Source organism: Pseudomonas promysalinigenes (genome assembly GCF_014269025.2).
GTDB lineage: Bacteria > Pseudomonadota > Gammaproteobacteria > Pseudomonadales > Pseudomonadaceae > Aquipseudomonas > Aquipseudomonas promysalinigenes.
This window is the reverse complement of sequence record NZ_CP077094.1, coordinates 3,623,330-3,650,313: the sequence shown is the minus strand read 5'-3', so window position 1 is coordinate 3,650,313 and position 26,984 is coordinate 3,623,330. Positions and strand designations below refer to the sequence as shown.

The following is a 26,984-nucleotide window of genomic DNA, read 5'->3' as shown; positions in this document are numbered from 1 at the left end:
AAGGGGAGGCGTGCGCTCATGGCTAAGTTAGTCGGTGTGGTCAGTAAGGTGGTAGGTCAGGTCTTCGCCGTCGACACCGATGGTAGCCGGCGCGCATTGATCGAGGGCGATCGTCTGTTCGCGGGCGAGCAATTGGAAACAGGCTCGGCCGGTGCCGTGGCTGTTCGTCTGCAGAGCGGCGCCGAGTTGACCTTAGGGCGCGACAGCAGTTTGCAGATGACCACGGACTTGCTCGCGGGCAGAGCGCCTGATGTGCAGCCTCACGATGTAACACCAAACGACGCGCAATTGAGTGATGTAGAGCGTATCCAACGGGCTATCGCAGCCGGCGACGATCCTACCCAGAGCGCCGAAGCTACCGCCGCAGGGGCAAGCAATGGCGGTGCGCCAGGTGCGCTGGGAGGCGGGCACAGTTTTGTGATGTTGAGTGAAGTCGCCGCGCGGGTGGACCCCGAGGTAGGTTTCCCAACGGCCGGCTTCAATGGTTTGCCCGAACTGGCAAACCGCGAAGTGGGGGGGCTTGACCCAAGCAATGGCAGTGCTCTGAGTGCCCCTCCATCAGTTGATGCAGGCCCGAACCCCGCAGTACCTTCGTCTCCTACAGTAGATCAAAACCACCCGGTCACTTTACTTGGGCTGGATATCGCCCCTGCGGAACTTAACCTTCTCGAGGCCAACCTGCCGCTGGGCTCTGCCAGCAATGCCGCTGCATTGACGCAACAGGGTAGTTTCACCGTGACGGCGCAAGATGGTGTGCTTAACCTGAGCGTGGGCGGCATCAATGTGGTGGCTGGCGGCGTGGTGACCGGCATCGGTCAGTCGATCACGACCGGGTTGGGTAACATCCTTACGGTTACCGGCTACAACCCGAGCACTGGCCAGGTGAGCTATAGCTATACGCTCACTGAATCCGGGCAGCACCTCGAGAGCGATGGCGCCAAGTCGTTGACCGAGCAGTTTTCTGTGCAGGTCACTGACCGTGATGGCGATGTCGCTCAGGGTACGTTGAATGTCATCATTCACGACGACGCGCCGAAGGCTTTCGACGACAGCAATGCCGTGACCGCAACCGAACAGCAGATGGAGCTGACGGGTAATGTATTGACCAACGACGTGCAAGGCGCCGACCGTGTAGCAGGTGGGCCGGTGATTGCAGGCACCTTTAACGGAACCTACGGCACGCTGGTCCTGGCAGCCGATGGTTCGTACACCTACACACTTAACCCCAATGCACCGGGCTTCAAAAATCTGGGCGGTGGCGGCAGTGGCGTAGAGACCTTCGCCTACACAATCAAGGATGCCGATGGCGATACCAGCACGGCGACCCTGACGCTGAACGTCAACAACCTCGATGACCCGGTCACCCTTAACGGCTTGGATGTGCAGAGCGGTGAGTTGACCGTCTACGAGAAAAACCTCAGCGACGGCAGCGCGCCGGATGCCAATGCGCTGACCCAGCAAGGCACGTTCAAGGTCACCGCAGCAGATGGGCTGCAAAGCCTGACGGTGGGTGGTATTGCCGTGGTCACTGCTGGCGTGGCTGCAGGCTTCCCGCAATCGGTGATTACGCCTGAGGGCAATACCCTGACCGTCACCGGCTACGATTCCGCAACCGGTACTGTGAGCTACCGCTACACCCTGACTGGCAACGAAAGCCACCCAGACGGCGCCGGTAGCAACAGCATCGGCGAACACTTCGAAGTGGTGGCCAAGGATATTGATGGCAGCACTGCCACCGGTAGCCTGGACGTGAACATTGTCGATGACGTGCCCAAAGCCGTGGACGATAGCAACGCCGTGACCGCAACCGAACAGCAGATGGAGCTGACGGGCAATGTATTGACCAACGACGTGCAAGGCGCCGACCGTGTAGCAGGTGGGCCGGTGATTGCAGGCACCTTCACCGGTACCTACGGCACGCTCGTCCTGGCAGCCGATGGTTCCTACACCTACACACTCAACCCCGATGCACCGGGCTTCAAAAATCTGGGCGGTGGCGGCAGTGGCGTAGAGAACTTCGCCTACACAATCAAGGATGCCGATGGCGATACCAGCACGGCGACCCTGACGCTGAACATTAACAACCTTGATGATCCTGTCACCCTCAACGGCCTGGATGTGCAGAGCGGCGAGGTGACCGTCTACGAGAAAAACCTCAGCGACGGCAGCGCGCCGGATGCCAATGCGCTGACCCAGCAAGGCACGTTCAAGGTCACCGCAGCAGATGGGCTGCAAAGCCTGACGGTGGGTGGTATTGCCGTGGTCACTGCTGGCGTGGCTGCAGGCTTCCCGCAATCGGTGATTACGCCTGAGGGCAATACTCTGACCGTCACCGGCTACGATTCCGCAACCGGTACTGTGAGCTACCGCTACACCCTGACTGGCAACGAAAGCCACCCAGAAGGCGCCGGTAGCAACAGCATCGGCGAGCACTTCGAAGTGGTGGCCAAGGATATTGATGGCAGCACTGCCACCGGCAGCCTGGACGTGAACATTGTCGATGACGTGCCCAAAGCCGTGGACGACAGCAACGCCGTGACCGCAACCGAACAGCAGATGGAGCTGTCGGGCAATGTATTGACCAACGACGTGCAAGGCGCCGACCGTGTAGCAGGTGGGCCGGTGATTGCAGGCACCTTCACCGGTACCTACGGCACGCTGGTCCTGGCAGCCGATGGTTCCTACACCTACACACTTAATCCCGATGCACCGGGCTTCAAAAATCTGGGCGGTGGCGGCATTGGCATAGAGAACTTCTCCTACACAATCAAGGATGCCGATGGCGATACCAGCACGGCGACCCTGACGCTGAACGTCAACAACCTCGATGACCCGGTCACCCTTAACGGCTTGGATGTGCAGAGCGGTGAGTTGACCGTCTACGAGAAAAACCTCAGCGACGGTAGTGCGCCGGATGCCAATGCGCTGACCCAGCAAGGCACGTTCAAGGTCACCGCAGCAGATGGGCTGCAAAGCCTGACGGTGGGTGGTATTGCCGTGGTCACTGCTGGCGTGGCCGCAGGCTTCCCGCAAACGGTGACCACGCCTGAGGGCAATACCCTGACCGTCACCGGCTACGATTCCGCGACCGGTACTGTGAGCTACCGCTACACCCTGACTGGCAACGAGAGCCACCCCGACGGCGCTGGTAGCAACAGCATCGGCGAACACTTCGAAGTGGTGGCCAAGGATATCGATGGCAGCACTGCCACCGGTAGCCTGGATGTCATTATCGTCGACGATGTGCCCCAAGCTCGCAGTGACTACACCAGCGTGTACAAGGGCGATGAGGTGCGCGGCAACGTGCTGTACAACGACGTGGTCGGCGCCGATGTGCGCAGCGACGGCAATTACGTGGTGGGTGTGCGGGCAGGCAGTGACACGTCCACATCGGCCATCGGCCAGTTGAATACCCAGGTGAATGGCCAATACGGTTACCTGACGATCGATGAGCAAGGCAACGCGATCTATCACTCGAACCCAGATGTGGCCTCTGCCCGCGATGCCGTCGACACCTTCGTCTACACCATTCGCGATGCCGATGGCGATGAAAGCACCACGACCATCACCATCAACGTGCACAACTCGTTGATGGCGTGTGCCGATCGGGATGTGACGGTCTACGAAAATGCCCTTGATCTCAATAAGGACGGCAACGACCTGGCTGCCGGCAGCGTGACCGGCAGCGACCCGGACTCGACCCGGGAAACGGCCACCGGCACGTTGGTGGGTTCCGCCAGCGGCGGTGTTGGCGCGTTGACTTACAGCCTGGTAAGCGATGTCACTGGGCAGTACGGCCAGCTACACCTGAACGCCGACGGCACTTATACCTACACCCTGACTTCCCCGGCCGACTCGCCCACTCACGCCAATGACGGTGCCAATACCGTGACTGAAACCTTCACCTATCAGGTGAAGGACTCGGTCGGCAATTCGACCACCAGCACCATCGTCATCACCATCGTCGACGATGTGCCCCAAGCTCACAGTGACTACACCAGCGTTTACAAGGGCGACGAAGTGCGCGGCAACGTGCTGTACAACGACGTGGTCGGCGCCGATGTGCGCAGCGACGGCAATTACGTGGTGGGTGTGCGGGCAGGCAGTGACACGTCCACATCGGCCATCGGCCAGTTGAATATCCAGGTGAATGGCCAATACGGTTACCTGACGATCGATGAGCAAGGCAACGCGATCTATCACTCGAACCCAGATGTGGCCTCTGCCCGCGATGCCGTCGACACTTTCGTCTACACCATCCGCGATGCCGATGGCGATGAAAGCACCACGACCATCACCATCAACGTGCACAACTCGTTGATGGCGTGTGCCGATCGGGATGTGACGGTCTACGAAAATGCCCTTGATCTCAATAAGGACGGCAACGACCTGGCTGCCGGCAGCGTGACCGGCAGCGACCCGGACTCGACCCGGGAAACGGCCACCGGCACGTTGGTGGGTTCCGCCAGCGGCGGTGTTGGCGCGTTGACTTACAGCCTGGTAAGCGATGTCACTGGGCAGTACGGCCAGCTACACCTGAACGCCGACGGCACTTATACCTACACCCTGACTTCCCCGGCCGACTCGCCCACTCACGCCAATGACGGTGCCAATACCGTGACTGAAACCTTCACCTATCAGGTGAAGGACTCGGTCGGCAATTCGACCACCAGCACCATCGTCATCACCATCGTCGACGATGTGCCCCAAGCTCACAGTGACTACACCAGCGTTTACAAGGGCGACGAAGTGCGCGGCAACGTGCTGTACAACGACGTGGTCGGCGCCGATGTGCGCAGCGACGGCAATTACGTGGTGGGTGTGCGGGCAGGCAGTGACACGTCCACATCGGCCATCGGCCAGTTGAACACTCAGGTGAATGGCCAATACGGTTACCTGACGATCGATGAGCAAGGCAACGCGGTCTATCACTCGAACCCAGATGTGGTCTCTGCGCGCGATGCCGTCGACACTTTCGTCTACACCATTCGCGATGCCGATGGCGATGAAAGCACCACGACCCTGACTATCAACGTGCATGACCCCCGAATCGAAGTGTGCATGGACGGCACAGCCACTGTGTTCGAAAATGCTTTGGACTTGAACAAAGATGGCAGCGATCTCGCCGCAGGTACGGTCACTGGCAGCGACCCGGCGTCGCCCCTGGAAACAGCCTCTGGCAGCCTGGCCGGTTTGGCCAGCGGCGGCATCGGTGCGTTGTCTTACAGCCTGGTGGGAAGCGCCGTTGGTCAATATGGGCAGATTCAGCTCAATGCAGATGGCAGCTACACCTACACCTTGACGTCCCCGGCAAGCTCCCCGGTTCATACCAACGACGGCGCCAACACTGTCACAGAGTCCTTTACCTATCAGGTACAGGACGTCTATGGCCATTCGGCCACCAGCACCCTTGTCATATCCATCGTCGACGACGTACCACACGCACATAGCGATGAGGTCAGCGTGTACAAAGGCGACGAAGTGCGCGGCAACGTGCTGTACAACGACGTGGTCGGCGCCGATGTGCGCAGTGACGGCAACTACGTGGTGGGTGTACGGGCAGGCAGTGACACGTCCACATCGGCCATCGGCCAGTTGAATACTCAGGTGAATGGCCAATACGGTTACCTGACGATCGATGAGCAAGGCAACGCGGTCTATCACTCGAACCCAGATGTGGTCTCTGCGCGCGATGCCGTCGACACCTTCGTTTACACCATTCGCGATGCCGATGGAGACGAAAGCACCACGACCCTGGCTATCAATGTGCATGACCCAAGGCTCGAAGCCTGCACGGATCGTGATGTCACGGTGTACGAAAAAGCTCTGGACCTGCACAAGGATGGGAATGATTTGGCCGCAGGCAGCGTTACTGGCAGCGACCCGAGTTCGACCGGGGAAACGGCCAGTGGCAGCCTGGTAGGTTCGGTTGCCAATGCTGTGGATGCCCTAACCTTCAGCTTGGTGGGCAATGCGGTCGGCCAATACGGGCAGATCAGCATTCACCCCGACGGCAGCTATACCTACACACTTACCTCACCTGCCAACACACCTGGCGCTGATTCGGCAGTTGAATATTTCACCTACAAGGCCACCGATTCGCTGGGCCATAGCATCACCAGCAACATCGCCATCACCATCGTCGACGATGTGCCCAAGGCGGTGTGCGCCGAGCGCAGCATCACCCCCGGCCAGGTGGACTCCAACGTGCTGCTGGTCATCGATGTGTCCAGCAGCATGGCGGCTGCCTCCGGCGTACCGGGCATGACCCGGTTGGAAGCGGCCAAGCAGGCCATTGCTGCATTGCTCGATAAATACGATGACATGGGTGACATCAAAGTGCAGATCGTCACCTTCGGCAGCGGCGCGCAGGTACAGGCAGCCGAATGGGTCAGCATCGATGTGGCCAAGACCATCGTCAATGGACTGCACGCAGGGGGTTCGACCTATTATGACAGTGCAGCTAGCGCAGCCCAGACAGCCTTTGCCCAGAGTGGCAAGCTGGCCGGCGCGCAGAATGTCAGCTACTTCTTCTCCGATGGCGAACCGACCTTCGGGCACGCGATAACTGGAGCACGCGAGGCCAGCTGGGAAAGCTTCCTCGACAGTAATGGCATCAAGTCCTACGCCGTAGGTCTTGGCCGAGACATCAATGCGGGCAACCTCAATCCATTGGCCTACGACGGCAGTACTCACACCGACACTGATTCGGTGATCGTGACCAACCTCAACCAACTCGATAGTGTGCTTTCGGGTACTGTGCAAGGCTCACCGATCACCGGCAGCCTGCTCAGTGGTGGCACCTTCGGTGCCGATGGCGGCTTCATCAAGGCCCTGCTGGTGGACGGGACAACCTACACCTACGACCCCAAAGCCAATGCAGGGCAGGGTGGCTATCAGGCCAGCGGCGGCGCCGACCAGGCCAGCTTCGACAGCACTGCCAATACCCTGGCCATCAAGACCAGTATGGGCGGCAGCCTGCTGGTGAACATGGATAGCGGCGAGTATACCTACACGCCGCCCAAGGGCAGCGACAGTAGCCAGGCCGAGCACTTCGGTTTCACCGTCAGTGACAACGACGGCGATACCAGCAGTGCCAGCCTCGTCGTGCGTATCGATGGCAATCATGCACCGGTAGCGGTCGCCGACCACATCATTACCAATATCACTGGCGCCAATCTGACCGTGCCGTCCGAAGTATTGCTGGCCAATGACCAGGATGCCGACAACGACCGCCTGAGTGCTTCCCCCATCACCGTCAACACCGGCTTTGCCGACAAGGGTGCAGGCTTCAGCCTGGGCAGTGGCATCCCGACCATCACCTTCGATGCCCATGCCAACTCGTTCAGCAATCAGTTCAAAGCCCTGGAACGCAGCGCTTTCACCAGTGCCGCTGGCAGCATGAGTGCGGCGCTGGTGGTGCTCGGGTACCTTGGTGCTATCACTAGCAGCAACGCCAACAGTGAGGATGTGATCACCGTGAGCCTGCGCAAGGGCGAAACCTTGCAGGTTGACCACGATCGCCCCGACGGCAACCTCAGCCTTGAGTGGAAGGATGCCAACGGCAGCTACCAGGCGCTTGCCGACGGCGGCAGTTTTACGGCCAGCCATGACGGCATCTACAGCATCCATGTGGTCAATCAGATCAACCCATCAGACAACAGCAAAGCCGCCGAGAGCTATAAATTGAGCATGGTGGTCGACTACAGCAATGCTGTGAACGACGTGCACCAGGCCAGCTACGCGCTTACCGATGGCCACGGGGGTAATGCAACTGGCGCGGTGGACATCACCTACCATGCCGGCAGCACACTCGACGGCACTCCAGGCGATGATGTGCTGATGGCTAGCAACGCAGACGCTCTGCTCGATGGCGGGGAAGGCAATGATGTGTTGGTGGGGGGCGCGGGCAATGACACCCTGCATGGCGGCAATGGCAATGACCTGCTGATCGGCGGCCTTGGCAACGACCTGCTTGATGGCGGGGCGGGCAACGATACCGCCAGCTATGCCTCGGCCACTGCCGGGGTGACTGTCGACCTGAGCCTGAGCGGCCCTCAAGATACCGGTGCTGCCGGTGTCGACACCTTGACCGGCATCGAGAACCTGATCGGTTCAGACTATAACGACACTTTGATCGGCGATGCCGCCGACAATACCCTCAACGGAGGCCGCGGCAACGATGTACTCAAGGGTGGTGACGGCAATGACATCCTTGTTGGTGGGCCTGGCAACGATGTCATGACGGGTGGCAATGGCAATGACACCTTCGTCTGGCAGAAGGGTGACAGCGGGCATGACACGGTCACTGACTTCACGCCAGGCAGTGATCACCTGGATCTTTCGCAGCTGCTGCAGGGCGAGAATGCCACTGCCGCTTCCCTGGACGACTATCTGCACTTTAGGGTCAGTGGTAGCGGCAACGCGGTGGTTTCCACCATCGAAGTCAGCAGTGTAGCCGGGGCGGCAGCCACCCAGACCATCGACTTGGCAGGCGTCGACCTGGCCCAGCATTACGGCGTGACGGCAGGGGCGGGCGGGGTGATTTCAGCGGGGCAGGATACGGCGACGATCATCACCGGCATGATCAATGATCATTCGTTGAAGGTGGATACGGTGTGATGCTCACCTGCTCACACAGGTGCTGTGCTGCTTCAACCGCGGCACAGCACCCTGCGGATTCACGCGCCAAGGCGTGAGCTCAGGCAATACCTCAAAAGGGCCTGCGCAGGGTTTTCTGCTTGAGGATATACACGCTGACCAGCACGGCACTGGTCAGCATGAAAACTCTTGCCCAGAACAACGGCACCAGGTAGCAGGATAGACCGATGCTGGCCCACATCAGCCCGATGGCGTAAACCTTGCCTTTGAGCGGAATGCCTTCGCCATTGAGGTAATCCCGAATCCATGGCCCGAGCTTGGGATGGTTGACCAGCCACTCATGAAAGCGCGGCGAACTACGTGCGAAGCAAGCGGCCGCCAACAGCAGAAACGGGGTGGTGGGCAACACCGGCAGAAAGATGCCCAGCACCCCCAGCGCAACACTGAGCCAGCCCAGCGCCAGCAGCAGGTAGCGCACGGTCGACTCAGTGATGGCGCGGCTTGAGCAGTGCAGGCTTCTCTTCAGGTGCGTGCAGCAGCAGGAACAGCGCGCTCAACGCTTCAGGGATCTGCACGATCATATCGTCCTGCAGGTTGGCATTGCTGGCGATGTCGGCGAACTCGGGCTGTTCGTCGAACAGGCCGGACCCGACCATGATCGGCAGCAGCATCTCGCTGACTTCTTCCTCAGCATTTTCGAACCAGGCTTCTTCACGCAGGAATACACCCTCCATGAAGCCGATGCACCAGCCGCGCAGGTCGGAGTCGTCCGGCTCGTCGGTCAGGTCCAGGTCGCAGGGCAGGTCGAATTCCTCGTCGCTTGCCAGTTGGCGGGCGATGTGGCCTTTGAGGGCTGCCAGGGTCGCCTCGATTTCGGTGCGCTGCGCATCGCTGGCGTAGTGAGGCTCTTCAGCGAACAGCGCGTCGATCCATTCACGTTCGGGAACATCCTCGGAACAGATCGACAGCGCGGTCAGGTAGCCGTGTGCGGCGACGTAGTCCAGCGCTTCTTCGTGCAGCTCGTCGGCGTCGAGGAAGGCTTGCAGGCGGGTCAGTTGCTCGGCGAAGGACATTACAGGGCTACCTTGGGGAATAAACGATAGTGAATTCTAGCACCTTGCGGCGGCGGCGGGGCAAAGGGAACGTCTGTCACCGGGCATCCTGTAAGGGTCAGCACTGCGGTATACTCCGCCGTTTTTCATCCAAGGGCGAGATTTACCGGCCCTTGGTAAAAGCCGCTTACGCTTCTTGCGTGTGCGGAGCGGGTTTTTCGTCCAGCCTGTGTCCAGGGTGGTACGGCGATTTCTGGAGTTGCACATGCTCGAACAGGCTCAGCGCGTTCTCAAGGATATCTTCGGTTACGACAGTTTCCGTGGGCGCCAGGCAGCGATCATCGAATGCGTGGCCAATGGCGGCGATGCCTTGGTACTGATGCCTACCGGTGGCGGCAAGTCGCTGTGCTTCCAGGTGCCGGGCCTGCTGCGTCCGGGCCTCACGGTGGTGGTGTCGCCACTGATCGCGTTGATGGATGACCAAGTCGCCACATTGGACGAACTCGGCGTTCCCGCTGCAGCGCTGAATTCAACCCTGAGCCCTGAGCAACAGCGTGATCTGGCCGGGCGTCTGCGCCGGGGCGAGGTGAAGATGCTGTACTTGGCGCCAGAGCGCCTGGTTCAGCCGCGGATGCTGGATTTTCTGCGCGGGCTGGACATCTCGCTGTTCGCCATCGACGAAGCCCACTGCGTATCGCAATGGGGCCATGACTTCCGCCCCGAATATCTGCAACTGGGGCAATTGGCCGAGTTGTTCCCCCACGTACCGCGCATTGCCCTGACCGCCACCGCCGATATGCGCACCCGTGAAGAGATCGTCCAGCGCCTGCACCTGCAGGGCGCCGAGCGTTTCCTGTCGAGCTTCGACCGCCCCAACATCTTCTACCGTATCGTGCCCAAAGAGGCGCCACGCAAGCAACTGATGGCCTTCCTCGCCGAGCGCCGTGGCAACGCCGGTATCGTCTACTGCCTGTCGCGCAAGAAAGTCGATGAGACCGCGGCGTTCCTGTGCGATCAAGGCTTCCCGGCATTGCCGTACCACGCAGGGCTTGCCGCCGAAACCCGAGCGGCCAACCAGCATCGGTTCCTCAACGAGGAAGGGCTGATCATGGTCGCTACCATTGCCTTTGGGATGGGCATCGACAAGCCCAACGTGCGTTTCGTTGCTCACCTCGATTTGCCCAAGTCGCTGGAGGCCTACTACCAGGAAACCGGGCGTGCCGGCCGTGATGGGCTGCCCTCCGATGCCTGGATGGCTTACGGTCTGCAGGACATGGTGATGCTCAAGCAGATGCTGCAGAACTCCGAAGGCGACGAGCGCCATAAGCGCGTCGAGCAGCACAAGCTTGACGCCATGCTGGCCCTGTGTGAAGAAACCCGCTGCCGGCGCCAGGCGTTGCTGGCCTACTTCGATGAAACCCTCAAACAGCCCTGCGGCCATTGCGACAACTGCGTAGATCAGGTCCAGACCTGGGACGCCACCGAGCCTGCTCGCCAGGCACTGTCGGCGGTGTTCCGTACCGGGCAACGTTATGGGGTGGGTCACCTGATCGATGTGTTGCTGGGCAAGGACACTGAAAAGGTACGCAACTTCGGCCACGAAAAGCTCTCGGTTTTCGGTGTGGGCAAGGGCTTGTCCGAGGCAGAATGGCGTTCGCTGTTCCGCCAACTGGTGGCGCGCGGCTTGGTTGATATCGATCTTGAAGGTTATGGCGGCCTGCGCTTGTCCGACCGCTGCCGGCCGCTGCTGCGTGGGGAGGTGAACCTGCAGCTGCGTCGTGACCTCAAGCCACAGATCGTGGCCAAAACTTCCTCCAGCGGCGGCAGCCCGGCCAGCCAGCTGGTGCGCGCCGAGGAGCGCGAGCTGTGGGAGGCTTTACGCGCCCTGCGGCGCAAGTTGGCCGAAGAACACAGCGTGCCGCCCTATGTCATTTTCCCCGATTCCACCTTGCTGGAAATGCTCCGTAGCCAGCCTACTAGCCTCAGCGACATGGCTCAGGTCAGCGGTGTTGGGGCGCGCAAGCTGGAGCGCTATGGCCAAGCCTTCCTTGAAGTGCTCAACGGCGCAGGCGGTACTGCCGAAGCACCTAAGGTTGTGCTCGACCTGCGCCATGAATTGGTCAGCCTGGCTCGCGCTGGTATGACGCCAGCGCAAATCGCCGGCCAGCTCAACTGCAGCGAAAAGAACGTGTACAGCCTGTTGGCCGAGGCCCTTGGCCGCCAGGAGCTGAGCCTTGAGCAGGCGCTTGATCTGCCGCAAGATCTGATGATGGAGGTCCAGGATGCTTTCCTCGATGGCGAGGGCGAACTGCCGCCGGTTTCGGCAATTGCCCCCTTGTTTGGCGCACGGGTGCCAGAGGGTGTGCTGTATTGCATACGAGCAGCATTGGCGGCCGAGTTCGAGCTCTGATTGGGCGGCATTTCAGTCAAATACTGACGTTTGTCATGCTTTTTGACGATTTTCACACGTATCTTTAGAGGTCAGCCTTGCCTCATGCCATGGGGCATGGTTAGCTGGCTAATAATTAGTTCAAGTCTATGAGTTGCTTATGCCCCTGACCGACAATCAACACCGCTTCGGCATGCAGCTGGCGCAGATGTCCCGTGGCTGGCGTGCCGAACTGGACCGCCGTTTGGCCGGGCTCAATCTGTCCCAGGCGCGCTGGCTGGTGTTGCTACACCTGGCCCGCTTCGAGGAGGCGCCTACTCAGCGGGAGCTGGCGCAGAGCGTCGGTGTCGAGGGCCCGACCCTGGCGCGCTTGCTGGATAGCTTGGAAACACAAGGCCTGGTGCGGCGCCAAGCGGTTCTGGAGGATCGGCGGGCGAAGAAAATTCTGCTGTGCCCACCCGCCAAACCTTTGATCGAGCAGATCGAAACCATTGCTAATGCCCTGCGCATTGAGCTGTTCACCGGCGTAGACGAGGCGGACCTGCAAGTGTGCATGCGTGTGCATGCCAAGATTCTCGCCAACCTTGAAAGGTCCTGATGCCCCACGGCCTGCATGGCCGCGCCTGCAGGCTAGAATGTATGCCCAAGGTTGAGATACACCGCCTGTTCATGGGCGGTGTTGGCGCCATAGCTGAGGTTCAACGGGCCCAGCGGCGTCTCCAACCCTAGAAATATGCTTGCCGCATTGATATAGCCGCTGTCGAAGGCGTTGTCGTTATTCCACACCCGGCCTCTCTCAAGCGACCCACCCAGGTACAGTGGGAAGTCCAGTGGCAGGTAGGCCCGTGGGGTCAGGCGCCGGTAGTACACCACCCGCAGCAGGCTGGCGTTCTGCCCCGAAAGCGAGTCCTGGCGCAAGCCCGAAAGCTCCCTGGCCCCGCCCAGTACGAAGCTTGAGGTCACCACTTCAGTATCATCGAGTGTTCGCCCATAGCGTCCACCCAGCACGAAAGTGTTCGGGCCACTGCTGATCGCCTTGTCCACGTTCAGCAACCATTGCCGGTAATCGTAATCCGAATCCAGGGATTTGTCGTACTTGCGCAAGGTCAGGCTGATGTCTTCGCCACTGTGCGGAAAATACACATTGTCGAGTGTGTCGAAGGAGTATTTGAGCTCGTAGAAACCTTCATTGAAACTCACCGAAGGCAGGTCTTGTTCGCCTACTCGCACGTCAGCCTTACCCCAGGCTTTGCCCAGCCCCAGGCGGACCTCACCTGAGGTGCCGATCTGACGGCCAAGGTTCAGGCCAAAGCCGTAGCGTTCCAGGCGGTACTCGGCGATCGGGTCGTTATCCAGGGTCGCTTCGATGTTCTGAGAGCCCAGGTCCAGATAAGGAGCCACGAAGTAGCGCGACCCGACGTCAAGGGGCTGGTAGAACTCGCTGTAAAGTTCCTGTTGTTCGCCGATCTGGGCGCGCGTAAGCCATTCGGCGCCCAGCCGATTGATGCCGTTCATGCGGTAGCTGGCGCCGAGGTTGAAGGCACTGTCGCCGCGTAGGTCATCCGATAGATTAAGGCCTAAACGCAGATAGTCAGTGCCACCGCGCTTGCCTCGCGCATTGATGACCAGGATGTTGTCCTGGCCCTTGTGCACCACGCGGTACTGCACCCTGTCGAAGTAGTCCAGGCCGTACAGCGTGCCCATGTCGGTCTGCAGACGGTCGAGTGCCAGCGGTTCGCCAAGCGGCTGGCGGATGTAATAGCGGATCACATCGTCGCTGACCTTGGAGTCGTTTTCTATTCTGATCGCGGTGATCAGGGGCGTTCGCTGGCTTGAGGAGCGGGCTACGGCCAGGTTGGCGTCCCCATCGGGTTGGCGCAACACTGCCAGACGCGTGCCTAGTAAGCGGGTGGCTCTGTAGCCGGCATCGATCATGTCTTGAGCGCGGCCGAAGTCGGTGACACCGAAGGCGGCCAGTTGCGGCTGGATCAGAATGTCGTCGCGGTGCAGATTGGCCAGTTGTTCTTCGGAATTGCGCCGGGTCATCAGGGTGATCGACTGGTTGAGCACGTCGACCACTGTGGCCAGTTGCTTACGGTCGCGTAGCGGCGTACCAATATCGACGACGATGGCCAGATCCACACCCATTTCACGCGCCACATCAAGCGGAATGTTGTCGACCATGCCTCCGTCCACCAACAGCCGACCTTCCAGTTCGACAGGTGCGAACACGGCCGGGATCGACATGCTGGCGCGGATCACCTGGGGCAAGTGGCCACGGCGGAACACGACTTTTTCGCCACTGGCGATGTCGGTGGCAACGGCGCGGAAGGGTATCGGCAGCTTGTCGAAGTCGCGGGTGTCGGCTGTGTGCGCCAGCTTGCTTTCCAGCAGCAGCGCCAGGTTTTGACCCTGGATCACGCCAAGGGGCAGGCCCAGGCTGCCGTCGTCGCGAAAACTAAGTTTCTGCTTGACCAGAAAGTCGCGGTCATCTTGCTTGCGCCGGAATGGCACATCGCGACGTGGCGGGGCATCCGACAGTGCCTGTTGCCAGTCCAGCGTGGTGGCGAGCGTTTCCAGCTCTTGGACGCTGTAGCCCGACGCGTACAGCCCGCCGACCACTGCGCCCATGCTGGTGCCGGCGATGGCATCGATGCGCACGCCCTGTTCCTCCAGGGCCTTGAGCACGCCAATATGGGCCAGACCGCGAGCGGCGCCGCCAGATAGCACCAGGCCGATCTTAGGGTGCGCAGGCTCGGCGGCCCATACGGTGAGAGCGGTGGCGGTCAGTAAAAGGCATAACAGCAGGCGGCGCATCGTGAGTCTCAAACCGAAGGCGAAAGACCGCTAGTATAAGCGGCCCCTCACCAGGAGAGATCTCAGCAATGGCTGACAACAAGCCGCAAATCGTCATCACATATTGCACGCAGTGCCAGTGGTTGTTGCGCGCAGCCTGGCTTGCCCAGGAGTTGCTCAGCACCTTCAGCGACGACATTGGCCGGGTGGCGCTGGAGCCGGCTACCGGCGGCATATTTCGCATCACCTGCGATGGCGTGCAGATCTGGGAGCGCAAAGCCGATGGTGGTTTCCCCGAGGCGAAGGTGCTGAAGCAGCGCGTGCGCGACCAGATCGACCCTCAGCGCCATCTGGGCCATAACGACCGTTGATCATGGGGCTTGGGCCGGCACTTTGGGTCTGGTCGGTTGTTCGGCGGACATTCGGCTGGAAAGCACGATGGCAAAGATGATCAGCGCACCACCCAACAGCATGCGCAGGGTTGGCGTTTCGGCGAAGATCGCCCAGGCGACAGCGATACCGTAAACCGGCTCCATGGCGAACACGACAGCGGCGGTGCGCGCCTTGATCACCGCCAAGCTGGCCACGAACAGGCTATGGGCAATACCTGTGCAGAATACGCCGAGCAAGGCGATCCACAGCCAGTCCCGGCCCGCGACCTGGCTCAGGCCGGGGCCTGCGAACGGCAGCAGGCACACGCCGACCACCAGGTTCTGCCACAGCGCCGCCTGCACGGCTGGCAAGCGCCCAGAACCTGCACGGTTGGTCAGCGACAGCAGGGAGAACAGCAAGCCTGAAAGCAATGCCCAGAGCAGCCCGCCGGTGGCTTGGCTGGCCAGGTCGAATGATGGGGTAACCAGAATCAGCCCGATACTGACCAATAGCACTAGCACGCCTTCGTTGCGGCGGATGCGCTCACGGAACAACAGCCCCTCGAGTATCACGGTGAAGGCCGGGAAGCTGGCAAAGCCCAGTGTGGCGATGGCCACGCCGCCGACCTTCACGGCGATGAAAAAGCTGACCCAGTGGCCGGCCAGCAGCATGCCGCCAAAAAGCAGGCGGCGTGTGTCCTGGCCACTCAGGCGTTGCCAACCCGGCCCGGTCAGGCTGGCGAACAGCGCCAAGGCCAACACGGCGAACGCTGCCCGGCCGAACACGATGACCGCCGGGCTGGCGCTGGCTGCCAGCTTGCCGAAGACGCCGGTCAAACCGAAGAACAGCGCACCGAAGTGCAGGGCGGCGAGGGCAGTGCGGTGGTTCATTGCAAATCCTTGGGTCGTTTCTGGCAGCCTGTTAAGTGGCCTGATTTGCCAAAGCGCTGGTGCAGCGCAGTGTAAAACTTCTGAAGGGAGGTTGCTGGCGCTGTTGAGCCAGATACACGCGGCCTGGCCAGCAGCAGGCAAGGATGCATAAAGCACAAAAAAATCGCAGCCCAGGGCCTGTTTGCGCAGGGTAGGGCAAAAGCGTCACGGTGTTGGCGTTGATCAGGTGGGGAATGCCCGGCGTTGATCACGCATCAGCAGGGCAGTAAACAGCTGCGTGGCTTCGTTGATGCCAGGCGTGCAGGGGGGGCGGGCAGCGACCCGGGTTATCAGCTACAGGCTGATGCGCCCGAGGAGGATGTCGCGGAACATGGCGAAGTCACCCATCAGGCTGTACCAGGGGTGCTTGAACGTGGCCGGCTTGTTCCGCTCGTAGCAAAAATGCCCAACCCAGGCAAACCCGTAGCCGAAGACCGGTACTGCCAACAATAGCAACCATTTCCCACTGGCGATCGTATAGGCCAGCAGCGCTATCACCAGGCTGGTGCCCACGAAATGCAGGCGCCGGCAGGTGGGGTTGCTGTGTTCGCCCAAATAGTACGGATAGAACTCGGCGAAGGTGCGAAACGATGTAGAGGTGGCCATGAACAGTACTCCGGCATTATCACTTTTAGACGGGATACACAGCGTGGAGCCTGAATCGAGTCTAGAGTGAATGGCGGAGCCAGCCAGTGACAATCGGCGCCAAATGAGTATCCTTGGGGGTAACCGCACGAAGCGGTCAGCAAAAGAAGCCTGCCATGAGTGAAAGAACCACGTCCGCCAGCTGGGCATCAGGGATTGTCAAGGCGCTGGAGCTCGAAGGGCTCGACTGCCCGGCCATGTTCAAGCAATTGGGGCTTGATTTCGCCGCTCTCGACGACCCGGACGCGCGGTTTCCACAAGACGCCATGACCCGCCTCTGGCAGCTGGCGGTGGAGCTTTCTGGTAATGAAGCCATCGGCCTGAACATGGCCCGGGTAGTGCGCCCGGCTTCGTTTCACGTGGTGGGTTACGCGCTGATGTCCAGCCGTACGTTGGCCGAAGGCTTCGAGCGGTTGGTGCGCTACCAGCGAATCATTGCCGAAAGCTCTGACCTGAGTTTCACGCTTGGTCCTGAAGGCTACTCGCTGATTCTGACGGTACATGGCGATCACCTGCCCCCCACCCGGCACAGCGCCGAAGCATCGCTGGCCTGTGCCCTGGCGTTGTGCAAGTGGCTGAGCGGCAGGCCCGTGCAGCCTCGTCGGGTGCTGGTACAAGGCCCGCAGCCCAAAGATATCGAGCCATACAAGGTGGCGTTTCATTCACCTTTGGTGTTCGGCGCGCCCCACGATGCATTGCTGTTCGAGCGGGCCGACATGGAGGCCCCGCTGCCTACCGCAAATGAAGCAATGGCGATCCTGCACGATCGCTTCGCCGGTGAATACCTTTCGCGCTTTTCGGAAAGTCGCGTTACCCACAGGGTGCGCCAGGTGTTGTGCCGCATCTTGCCGCAGGGCGAGCCGAAGCGCGAAACCCTTGCCCGGGCGCTGCACCTTTCCGAACGCACCTTGCAGCGGCGTTTGCAGGAAGAAGGGACAAGCTTTCAGAACCTGCTCGACGACACTCGTCGCGAACTGGCCGAGCAGTATCTGGCGCAACCAGGCATGACGTTGTTGGAAACTGCCTACCTGCTCGGCTTTGCCGACCCGAGCAACTTCTACCGGGCGTTCCGCCGATGGTTCGATGAAACGCCTAGCGAATACAGAGCTCGGCTGGGCACCGAGCCCGGCGATGTCAGTGACGCCAGAACGCCGGCATACACAACACCAGCACCGTGATGATCTCCAGGCGGCCGAGCAACATGCCGGTGGCAAGAATCCACTTGGCGGCGTCTGGTAGCGTCGAGTAATTGCCAGATGGGCCAACCACCTCGCCCAGCCCCGGACCTACGCCCGATACCGTGCCGGCAGCACCGGTCAGTGCCGTCATCCAATCCACGCCCAGCAGCGACAGCAGCAATGCCATCACGCAGATAGTGATGGCAAAGAAGAACGAGAAGGTCAGAATCGAGCGCACGATCTCTTCGTCCAACCGATGACCGTTGTACTTCTGCTTGATCACTGCACGCGGGTGGATAAGCTGGTTGAGGCTGGCCTTGAGCAGAATGTAGGCCACCTGGAAGCGGAAGATCTTGATACCGCCGGCTGTCGAGCCGGAGCAGCCGCCGACAAAGCCCAGGTAGAAGAACAGCATCAGCGAGAAGTTGCCCCACAGGCTGTAGTCGCCCAAGGCGAAGCCTGTGGTTGTGACCACCGACGTCACGTTGAGCGCGACGTGGCGCAAGGCGTCGAGCCAATGAACGTTGGTGGTGTACCAGTACCAGGTGCCGAGCACCAGCCATGTCACCACCAGCATGCCCAGCAGGCCCTGAACCTGCTGGTCGCGCAACAATGCCCTGCGATTGCCGCGCAGGGTCGCTACGTACAGGGTGAAGGGCAGGCTGCCGAGGATCATTACCACCACCGCTACCCAGTGCACCGCTGGGATGTCCCACTTGGCAAGCGACTGGTCGGAGGTGGAGAAACCGCCAGTGGAGATGGCCGACATGGCGTGGTTGATGGCATCGAACGGGGTCATACCGGCCCACCAGAAAGCCAGTGCTCCCAGAATCGAGAAGCCCACGTACACGCTGACGATCGACTTGGCCACCATATGAGAGCGGGGCATGACCTTTTCCGAGCGGTCGGACGACTCGGTCTGGAACAACCGCATGCCGCCGATGCGCAGCAGCGGCAGAATGGCCACGGCCATGGCGATAAAGCCGATACCTCCGAGCCAGTGCAGCATCGAGCGCCACATCAAGATGCCTGGCGACATGTTGTCCAGCCCGCTCAGCACCGTTGCGCCAGTGGCGGTGATGCCGGACATGCTTTCGAAGAATGCGTCGGTGTAGCTGATGTGCTGGGTCAGCAGGAATGGCAGCGCGGCGAAAATGCACACCACAACCCAGCTGCTGACCGTCAACAGGTACATGTCCCGCGGGCGCAGGTGAACGTGCTCGGGGCGCCCCTGCACGACCAAGGCCAGGCCTGCGATGAAGGTAATCAGGCTGGACCACAGAAACGAGGGCATGTCGCGGGTGCGTTCGAAGATCACCAGGGTCGCCATGGGCACGGCCATGCCGACGGCCAGGGTGATCAGGAAGATGCCGATGATGAAACCAATGATCCTTAAGGTCGGCAACGCCATGTGATCTGCTCGGGCTCGAAACGGAAGGGCGCCATTCTACCTATGGTCCTGATGATGTAAACGCTAGAATGGCTGCACATTTACCTGCCAGGAGGGTAGCCGATGGAGGCTCTCGACGCATTGCTCAACCGTGTTTCCGTGCCACGCCTGACCGAGCCTGCGCCCAATCAGGCGCAGCGCGAGGCGCTGTTCCAGGCCGCGCTCAGGGCGCCGGACCACGGCCAGCTGCGGCCGTGGCGCTTTTTGACCATTGAAGGTCAGGGCCGTGAAAAGCTCGGTGAACTGTTCGCCCAGGCGTTGCAGAACAAGGGCGATGCGAGCCCGGCTGCGTTGGACAAGGCCCGTGCAAGGCCGCTGCGCGCGCCGCTGTTGATCGTGGTGATCGCCAAGCTGCAAGACCACTTCAAGGTTCCAAAGTCTGAGCAGCGTCTGGCCGCAGGTTGTGCCGCCCACGGCATTCTGATTGCGGCCCATGCCCAGGGAATTGGCGCGGTGTGGCGCACGGGCGATATGGCCTTTGATGCGCACGTTCATCAAGGCCTGGGCTTGGCCGAGAACGAAGAATTGATCGGTTACCTCTATGTCGGTACTCCGCTGACCGAGCCGCGCACGGCGCCGGTTCTGGAAACCGCAGATTTCGTGAGCGTTTGGGGCGCGTGATGGGTTGGAAGCTTCGCGCATGAACCCGCTTGCACAGTGGCTGCGCAGGTTTGGGCGTGAGCTGCTGCTACCGCCATATGGTCGGGCCGTTTCTGCCCGTGCAAGCGGGTTCACCCGCGAAGAGGCCGGCCAGGCCAGCCTCGCTTAACTGCCAGTCGTCACGGTTAGCGGCAACTCCAGACGGGCCACGAACCCGCCTTGGGGGTGATTCTCCAATACCAGGCCGCCGCCATGGCGCTCAGCGGCCTTGCGCGCAATCGCAAGGCCCAGCCCATGGCCTGCGGCTTCTTGCCCTGGGGCCCGGAAGAACGGCTCACCCATTTGCGCCAGGTGCTCCGGAGCAGCCCCCGGGCCATGGTCACGCACGCTCAGCACGACTTTCTCCTGCTCGCGCCTGGCGCTGATTTCGATCGGTTGCCCGGCAGGGTTGAAGCGCAGTGCGTTGCGTAGCAGATTGTCCACCGCACGCTCTATCAGAGTCGGCCAGCCTTGCAGTGTCAGCCCAGGCTGAGCCTCAAGCTTCACTTCCTGTTCCGGGGCGCTGAGTTGGGCGTCCTTGCGCACGCTGCCAAGCAGCGCGTTGATGTCCACCGGCTCGGCGTGGGCTTGCTCGGCATCGACCCTGGCCAGCGTCAAAATCTCGCTGATCAGGTCTTCCAGGCGGTCGCACTCACGGGTCAGGCGTGGCCACAGCGCCTGGCGCTGTTCGGTTTCGGCGCGCTCGGCCAGGGCCAAGGCGATGCGCAGGCGCGCCAGGGGCGAACGCAGCTCGTGGGACACGTCGCGCAACAGTTGGCGCTGGCTGCCGATCAGGCTTTGCAGGCGCGCGCCCATCTTGTTGAAGTCTGTGGCCAGCACGCCGAACTCGTCTCGCCGCGCGGCCAGGCGAGCGAGGCTGTTCTGCTGGTACGTGGCCTGGCCGAGGTCGTGCACGGCGCCGCGCAGGCGGCTGAGCGGGCGGGTGATGGACAACGTGACGAGCAGGCTGAATAAGGTCAGCACGACCAATGCGATGCCCAGCGCACTCAAAGGCCAAAGCAGGCTGTCGCGGTGCCAGGCGTCAAGCTCCGGGTGCGGGATGCGGTAGATCAGCAGGTAAGTTTCGCCTGTAGTGGGGCTGGTGTATTCCTCGGTCAAGCGCCGCCACGGCAGGCGCCGCTCGTCATTATGCTGACGGGCCTCGAAGGCGGCGGCGCGGCGCGGGAAGGTGCCGGGCACCACGGCGTCGCCGCTGTCGTCGAGCACCTGTACATCAATCTTGTAGCGCTGCTTGCGTTGCTCCAGGAAGGCTTGAGCGGACTCCAGGCCCTCATGCTCATAATGCTGAGCCCACTGGCTGGCCATGTTTTTAAGGCCCGGGTGGCGGCTAAGAATCCAGGCGTCCTGATTGAGCATGTGGCCCAAAAGGATCGACAGGCCCGCAACCAAGGCGATGGCCAGCCAGAAGCTGGCCAGGATGCGCCAGAACAAGGAACGCAAGAGCACCTCCTAAACGAGAAAAGCCCGGCCCGCTGGAGGGCGGGCCGGGTACAGAGGGACAGCTTACTGGGCCTTGGCGGCTTTTTCAGCTTTCCAGGCCTGGAACTCTTTCCATTCAGCTTTGCGTGCTTCGCGTTCTTTCTGCAGTTCGTCGAACTTCTTCTGCTGGTCAGGCTTGAGCAGCGCCCGCACTTGGCTGTCGGTCTTGTCGTGGCTGGCCTTGAGCTCGTCTTTCATGGCTTTCTGGTCGGCTGCTGGCAGCTTGTTCAGATAGCGCTCGGTGATTGCCCGGCGGTTCTGCATTTGCTCGCCCATCAGCTTGCCGATCTGCTGGCGTTGATCGCGGCTCAGATCCAGTTGCGCAAAGGCTGCGTCACCGCGATGGTGCGGGCCTTCGTGGCGTGGGCCGCCATCAGGCATTGCCATGGCCACGGTCGGCAGGGCGGCGGCGAACATCAGAGCGATAAGGGTCTTGCGCATGGTGTCTCTCCTTTCATGGGCCGGTTGCTACCGGATGAGCCCAGTCTAGGGAGATCAAGGTCAAGCGCCGTCAGTGCAGGGTAAAGGCAGGGTAAAGATGGGGCGCGGGCGGCCCCATGACGGTTTACAAGCTGTAGTAGTAGCCGCGGCTGCGCAATGCCACAATCCTTGGGCGCCCGTCGGCGTGGGGGCCGACCTTCTTGCGCAGGTTGCTCACATGCATGTCCAGGCTGCGGTCATACAGGGTCAGCTTGCGGCCCAGGGCTATCTGTGCCAGTTCCTGCTTGTCCAGCGGCTCGCCAGGCTGACGCAGAAGCGCTTCGAGGATACGGCTTTCAGACAGCGTCAGGCTCATGTCGCGACCCTCTATGCTGACCACGCCGCGCACCGGGCTGAAGGCAAGGTCACCGATTTCCAACTGGGTAGCGGTGGCCGTGGGGTGGCTGCGGCGCAGCACGGCACGCAGGCGGGCGGTGAGCTCGCGGGGGTCGCAGGGCTTGGCCAGGTAGTCGTCAGCGCCCAGTTCAAGGCCCAGAATGCGGTCCAGGGGTTCGCCCCGTGCCGACAACATCAGCACCGGGAGCTCGGCGTGTTCGCTGCGCAATTGCTTGAGCAGCTCAAGGCCGCTGCCGTCGGGCAGCATCACATCCAGTACGACTGCCGCCGGTGCCTGTTCGGCAAGCGCCTGGCGCGCGCTCTGGCCATCGTGGCAGGCGCGTACCGCAAACCCCTCCTGGGTCAGCCAGCTGCCGAGCAGCTCGCAGAGTTCCTGGTCATCATCAATCAGTAACAGCTCGCTCATGACTCACTCAATTCAACCATTGACGGCGTCTACGGTGTCCGCCAGTGGCAAAGATACCGCAGACTGAGCACGAGTGTGCAATTGCAGCGCATGTGCCACGCCGCCGGCTTGACCGGCGACGCGGGTGCAGGTCAAGGCAGGACTTGCTTGAAAGGCTTGACGATCACTTTGTCGTAGACACCCGCGGCGATATACGGGTCGGCATCGGCCCAGGCCTGGGCAGCGGTGAGGGAGTCGAACTCAGCGACGATCAGGCTGCCACTGAAGCCAGCTTCGCCTGGGTCGTTGCTGTCGATGGCCGGGTGCGGACCGGCCAGCACCACGCGGCCTTCAGCCTTGAGCTGCTGCAGGCGCTCGATGTGTGCAGGCCGGGCGGCCAGGCGTTTTTCCAGGGAGTTCGCGACGTCGCTGGCGATGATGGCGTAGAGCATGTCAATCCTTGGGTTTGGAAGGGGAAGGTTCATCGTGCAGGTGACGGGACAGGTATACGCCCTGCGCCACCAGGAAGAGCACGGTCATGCCCAGGCTGCCGAAGACTTTGAAGTCCACCCAGAATTCCTGGAAGGTAAAGGCTACGAACAGGTTGGCGGCACCGCAGAAAACGAAGAAAACGACCCACGCCACGTTCAGGCGTGACCAGATGGCGTCGGGGAGGGTCAGCGCATGGCCCATGATGCGCTTGATCAATACCCGGTCGCCGATGAAGTGGCTCCCGGCGAAGGCAAGGGCGAACAGCCAATTGACCACCGGTGCCTTCCATTTGAGGAAGGTTTCGCTATGGAACGTCAAGGTAAGGCCGCCGAACACCAAGCAGGCGATCAGGGTAAGCCACTGACCTTTCTCCAGCGTGCGCTGGCGCAGGAACAGGGCACCGTACACCACCAGCGAACTGACGATCAGTACCGCTGTGGCACTGTAGATACCGCCGAATTCGAAGCTGTGGCCAGCGACCTCCATAGGCCGTGGGTCAAGCTTGTAGACGATGAAGAACAGCAGCAGCGGGATGAAATCGATGAATTGTTTCACAATGGCAGCCAGAATCGGGATGTGACGGCATAATAACAAACATCGATTCCAGCGAAAGCGCTCCTCCATGAATGTTGATCTGCACTGTCACAGCACGGCCTCCGATGGCGCCCTGTCGCCCACGGACCTGGTCGCCCGGGCCCATGAGCACGGGGTGCAAACGCTGGCACTGACCGACCACGACACCCTCGAAGGCCTGCCCGAGGCACGCCAGGCCTGCGCGGCGCACGGCATGCACTGGGTCAGCGGGGTTGAGCTATCGTGCACCTGGGGTGGTGCGACCATTCACGTGCTGGGCTACGATTTTCCGCTCGATGCGCCCCCATTGCTGGAGGCTATCGAGGCCTTGCACCGGGGGCGTTGGCTTCGCGCCGAAGAAATCGACAAACGGTTGGCGGCCAAGGGCATGCCAGGCGCCCTCGAGGGGGCCAGAGCCGTGCAGCAGGAATTGGGCGACAGCGCCAACGCTCCAGCCCGCCCGCATTTCGCCGAATTTCTGGTGCGTGTCGGCCATGCCAAGGACCGCGGCGAGGCCTTTCGCAAGTGGCTGGGCGCCGGCAAACTGGGCGATGTCAAACAGCATTGGCCAACCCTCGAAGAAACTGTCGCCACCCTGCGCCAGTCCAAAGCATGGGTGAGCCTTGCCCACCCTATGCATTACGAACTGACGCGCAGCAAGCGCAGGCGCCTGATTGCCGACTATATTCAGGCAGGAGGGCAGGCACTTGAAGTCGTCAACGGGATGATGCCTGCCGAGCAGGTGGGCACTATGTCCATCCTGACCCGTGAGTTCGGCCTGCTGGCAAGTGCTGGCAGCGATTTCCACGGCCCCGGCACCTGGGGCGAGATCGGTGCCTATCGGCCATTGCCCGAGGACCTGCCACCTCTGTGGCGTCGATTCAGTCATGAACAGCCTATGGCGCTTTGAACAGGATGACTTCGTGAGCCAATTTTTCCAGATTCATCCGGAGAACCCCCAACCGCGCCTGATCCGTCAGGCAGTAGAAATCATCCGCAAGGGCGGGGTGGTGGTCTACCCGACCGACTCGGCCTATGCCTTGGGTTGCCAGATCGGCGACAAGGCGGCGATCGAGCGTGTGCGCCGCCTGCGGGGCCTGGACAAGACTCACAACTTTACGCTGATGTGCTGCGACATGTCGCAATTAGGGTTGTATGCCAAAGTCGACACCGGCACGTTCCGTCTGCTCAAGGCCCATGTGCCTGGGCCATATACCTTCATCCTCAATGGCACCCGCGAGGTCCCGCGCCTGCTGCTGCACGAAAAACGCCGCACCATCGGCCTGCGCGTGCCGGATCATGCCATCACCCTGGCGCTGTTGGCCGAACTGGGCGAGCCGTTGATGAGCGTGAGCCTGATCTTGCCGGGTGACAGCGAGCCGATGACCGACCCTTACGAGATTCGCGAGCGCCTGGAGCACCATGTGGACTTGGTCATCGATGGTGGCTTTGGCGACCTCAAGGCTTCGACCATCATCGACCTGTCCGGTGATGAACCTGAACTGATCCGCGAAGGTTGTGGCGACCCGACGCCATTCATGGTCAACGCGTGAGCCAGGTGGAGGCACCCGAGGCCTCGCCTCAGCAATTGCAGTTGGCCTTGGTCTACGGCGAAGCGTTGACTGAAATGCCGGTGGATTTGTATATCCCGCCAGATGCACTCGAAGTCATCCTCGAAGCCTTCGAAGGCCCGCTTGATTTGCTGTTGTACCTGATCCGCAAGCAGAACATCGACATCCTCGACATCCCCGTGGCGGAAATCACCCGTCAGTACATGGGCTACGTCGAGCTGATGAAAAGCGTGCGTCTGGAGCTGGCCGCCGAATACCTGGTAATGGCGGCCATGCTAGCCGAGATCAAGTCGCGCATGCTGTTGCCGCGTTCGGCTGCGATTGAGGAGGAAGAGGGCGACCCCCGCGCCGAACTGATCCGCCGCTTGCAGGAATACGAGCGTTTCAAGGCTGCCGCCGAAGGCATCGATGCACTGCCTCGGGTTGGCCGTGAAGTCGTGGTGCCGTGCCTGGACGCCCCGCAGGCCAAAGTGCGCAAACTGCTGCCGCAGGTCAGCCTGGAAGAGCTGCTGTTGTCCATGGCTGAGGTGATGCGCCGTAATGATCTTTTCGAAAGCCACCAGATCAGTCGCGAGACATTGTCCACTCGCGAGCGCATGAGTGATGTGCTGGAGCGCCTCAAAGGCGGCGCCTTCGTACCGTTCGTCGAGCTGTTTGGGGCTGAGGAGGGTAAGCTGGGGGTGGTAGTGACCTTCATGGCGATCCTTGAGTTGGTGAAGGAATCCCTAGTCGAACTGGTGCAGAATGCGCCGTTCGCGCCGATCCATGTGCGGCTGCGCCTCGAGACTGTCGAAGACCCTGATGAATCTGAATGAACCGCGCGACCTGGCGTCGCTGATCGAAGCCTTTCTGCTCGCCTCGGGCAAGCCGCAGTCGCTCGAGCGCCTGTACGAGCTGTTCGAGGAGGCCGAGCGCCCTGAGCCCAAGGTGTTCAAAAAGGCTTTGGAGGTGCTAGGGAAGTCATGCGCCGGGCGGGCCTTCGAACTCAAGGAGGTCGCCAGTGGCTTTCGCTTGCAGATCCGCGAAGACTTCGCCCCGTGGGTCGGCCGGTTGTGGGAGGAGCGCCCACAGCGTTATTCGAGGGCCCTGCTCGAAACACTGGCGCTGATTGGCTACCGCCAGCCCATCACCCGTGGTGAGATCGAAGATGTGCGAGGCGTTGCGGTCAACAGCAACATCATCAAGACCTTGATGGAGCGCGGGTGGATTCGCGTGGTCGGCCACCGCGAGGTTCCTGGCCGGCCGGCGATGTTCGCCACTACCAAGGCGTTTCTCGATCACTTCAACCTCAAAAGCCTGGACGAATTGCCTGCGCTGGCCGAATTGCGCGAAATGGAGCCAGCAACGGTGCTCGACCCCGATGACGCGCCGGTGCCTGCGCATCTGCAGGCTTTGGCCGATGCCAGCCTGGCAGAAGGCGAACAGGCCAGCGAACCTAAGGATGAAACCAGCTTCCGCAGCTTGCTGGTGGAACTCGATGCAATGGAGCAAGGCTTGAAGACCGATTTCGCTGACCTTCGCGATGAAGAACCCGAAGTTTCGGTTGAGCAACAAAGCAAGCCGCAGCTTTGAATG

21 protein-coding genes are annotated in these 26,984 nt (G+C 61.2%); 10 read left to right on the top strand and 11 right to left on the bottom strand.

Going from position 1 to position 26,984, the window contains the following annotated elements; genetic code table 11:
- Positions 1-18 precede the first annotated feature (18 nt).
- Positions 19-8,622 carry a retention module-containing protein gene (locus HU725_RS16535; protein WP_217872358.1) on the top strand — a complete coding sequence of 2,868 codons (8,604 nt, stop codon included), beginning with the start codon at positions 19-21 and terminating at the stop codon, positions 8,620-8,622.
- 91 nt (positions 8,623-8,713) lie between these two features.
- Here the strand turns inward: HU725_RS16535 and HU725_RS16530 are convergent, their stop codons facing one another.
- Together HU725_RS16530 and HU725_RS16525 are read right to left on the bottom strand one after the other, a co-directional pair.
- On the bottom strand, positions 8,714-9,115 hold the full coding sequence (locus HU725_RS16530) for a YbaN family protein (RefSeq protein WP_189658166.1): 402 nt from the start codon (positions 9,113-9,115) through the stop codon (positions 8,714-8,716).
- Complete coding sequence (locus HU725_RS16525) at positions 9,087-9,674, bottom strand: YecA/YgfB family protein (RefSeq protein WP_186478984.1); 588 nt, start codon at positions 9,672-9,674, stop codon at positions 9,087-9,089. The genes HU725_RS16530 and HU725_RS16525 overlap by 29 nt, the downstream gene beginning before the upstream one ends.
- 244 nt (positions 9,675-9,918) lie before the next feature.
- On the opposite strand from HU725_RS16525, the gene recQ reads away from it, so the two are divergent.
- Both recQ and HU725_RS16515 read left to right on the top strand, forming a co-directional pair.
- Positions 9,919-12,063 (top strand): DNA helicase RecQ, encoded by a 2,145-nt coding sequence (gene recQ, locus HU725_RS16520; protein ID WP_186478985.1) that lies wholly within the window; start codon positions 9,919-9,921, stop codon positions 12,061-12,063.
- 139 nt (positions 12,064-12,202) lie between these two features.
- On the top strand, positions 12,203-12,640 hold the full coding sequence (locus tag HU725_RS16515) for a MarR family transcriptional regulator (RefSeq protein WP_060480092.1): 438 nt from the start codon (positions 12,203-12,205) through the stop codon (positions 12,638-12,640).
- 32 nt (positions 12,641-12,672) lie between these two features.
- On the opposite strand, the gene HU725_RS16510 is transcribed toward HU725_RS16515, so the two are convergent.
- Positions 12,673-14,859, bottom strand: coding sequence for a patatin-like phospholipase family protein (locus HU725_RS16510; protein WP_186478986.1), 2,187 nt, complete (start codon positions 14,857-14,859; stop codon positions 12,673-12,675).
- Between the two features lie 68 nt (positions 14,860-14,927).
- Here HU725_RS16510 and HU725_RS16505 point away from each other — a divergent pair, with 68 nt between their 5' ends.
- Positions 14,928-15,209, top strand: a complete 282-nt coding sequence (locus tag HU725_RS16505) for an Rdx family protein (protein ID WP_186478987.1) — start codon at positions 14,928-14,930, stop codon at positions 15,207-15,209.
- Here HU725_RS16505 and HU725_RS16500 read toward each other — a convergent pair whose 3' ends face one another.
- Together HU725_RS16500 and HU725_RS16495 are read right to left on the bottom strand one after the other, a co-directional pair.
- Positions 15,210-16,100, bottom strand: a complete 891-nt coding sequence (locus HU725_RS16500) for a DMT family transporter (RefSeq protein WP_186478988.1) — start codon at positions 16,098-16,100, stop codon at positions 15,210-15,212.
- Between the two features lie 333 nt (positions 16,101-16,433).
- Positions 16,434-16,745 carry an Mpo1-like protein gene (locus HU725_RS16495; RefSeq protein ID WP_060480096.1) on the bottom strand — a complete coding sequence of 104 codons (312 nt, stop codon included), beginning with the start codon at positions 16,743-16,745 and terminating at the stop codon, positions 16,434-16,436.
- Between the two features lie 155 nt (positions 16,746-16,900).
- On the opposite strand from HU725_RS16495, the gene HU725_RS16490 reads away from it, so the two are divergent.
- Positions 16,901-17,962 (top strand): AraC family transcriptional regulator, encoded by a 1,062-nt coding sequence (locus HU725_RS16490; protein WP_186478989.1) that lies wholly within the window; start codon positions 16,901-16,903, stop codon positions 17,960-17,962.
- On the opposite strand, the gene HU725_RS16485 is transcribed toward HU725_RS16490, so the two are convergent.
- Positions 17,919-19,373 carry a TrkH family potassium uptake protein gene (locus HU725_RS16485; protein WP_186478990.1) on the bottom strand — a complete coding sequence of 485 codons (1,455 nt, stop codon included), beginning with the start codon at positions 19,371-19,373 and terminating at the stop codon, positions 17,919-17,921. The genes HU725_RS16490 and HU725_RS16485 overlap by 44 nt on opposite strands.
- Positions 19,374-19,475: 102 nt before the next feature.
- On the opposite strand from HU725_RS16485, the gene HU725_RS16480 reads away from it, so the two are divergent.
- Positions 19,476-20,033 (top strand): NAD(P)H nitroreductase, encoded by a 558-nt coding sequence (locus HU725_RS16480; RefSeq protein WP_186478991.1) that lies wholly within the window; start codon positions 19,476-19,478, stop codon positions 20,031-20,033.
- Between the two features lie 144 nt (positions 20,034-20,177).
- Here the strand turns inward: HU725_RS16480 and HU725_RS16475 are convergent, their stop codons facing one another.
- The 5 genes from HU725_RS16475 to HU725_RS16455 form a co-directional block, all read right to left on the bottom strand.
- Positions 20,178-21,518, bottom strand: a complete 1,341-nt coding sequence (locus tag HU725_RS16475; protein WP_186478992.1) for a sensor histidine kinase — start codon at positions 21,516-21,518, stop codon at positions 20,178-20,180.
- Between the two features lie 57 nt (positions 21,519-21,575).
- On the bottom strand, positions 21,576-21,992 hold the full coding sequence (locus HU725_RS16470; RefSeq protein ID WP_060480101.1) for a Spy/CpxP family protein refolding chaperone: 417 nt from the start codon (positions 21,990-21,992) through the stop codon (positions 21,576-21,578).
- A gap of 124 nt (positions 21,993-22,116) precedes the next feature.
- Positions 22,117-22,794, bottom strand: coding sequence for a response regulator transcription factor (locus tag HU725_RS16465; protein ID WP_186478993.1), 678 nt, complete (start codon positions 22,792-22,794; stop codon positions 22,117-22,119).
- A 131-nt stretch (positions 22,795-22,925) separates the two neighbouring features.
- Positions 22,926-23,225: a YciI family protein gene (locus tag HU725_RS16460; protein WP_186478994.1), complete on the bottom strand. Its 300-nt coding sequence runs from the start codon at positions 23,223-23,225 to the stop codon at positions 22,926-22,928.
- Between the two features lies 1 nt (position 23,226).
- Entirely contained in the window at positions 23,227-23,820 is a 594-nt protein-coding gene (locus HU725_RS16455) for a septation protein A (RefSeq protein WP_186478995.1), read from the bottom strand.
- A 67-nt stretch (positions 23,821-23,887) separates the two neighbouring features.
- Between HU725_RS16455 and HU725_RS16450 the strand changes: the two genes are divergently transcribed.
- The 4 genes from HU725_RS16450 to scpB are packed head-to-tail and all read left to right on the top strand — an operon-like array spanning position 23,888 to position 26,981.
- Entirely contained in the window at positions 23,888-24,748 is an 861-nt protein-coding gene (locus HU725_RS16450; RefSeq protein WP_060480105.1) for a PHP domain-containing protein, read from the top strand.
- A gap of 13 nt (positions 24,749-24,761) precedes the next feature.
- Positions 24,762-25,391 carry an L-threonylcarbamoyladenylate synthase gene (locus HU725_RS16445; protein ID WP_060480109.1) on the top strand — a complete coding sequence of 210 codons (630 nt, stop codon included), beginning with the start codon at positions 24,762-24,764 and terminating at the stop codon, positions 25,389-25,391.
- Positions 25,388-26,224, top strand: a complete 837-nt coding sequence (locus HU725_RS16440; RefSeq protein WP_496197688.1) for a segregation and condensation protein A — start codon at positions 25,388-25,390, stop codon at positions 26,222-26,224. The genes HU725_RS16445 and HU725_RS16440 overlap by 4 nt, the downstream gene beginning before the upstream one ends.
- On the top strand, positions 26,211-26,981 hold the full coding sequence (gene scpB, locus HU725_RS16435; RefSeq protein ID WP_186478997.1) for an SMC-Scp complex subunit ScpB: 771 nt from the start codon (positions 26,211-26,213) through the stop codon (positions 26,979-26,981). The genes HU725_RS16440 and scpB overlap by 14 nt, the downstream gene beginning before the upstream one ends.
- Positions 26,982-26,984: the final 3 nt, after the last annotated feature.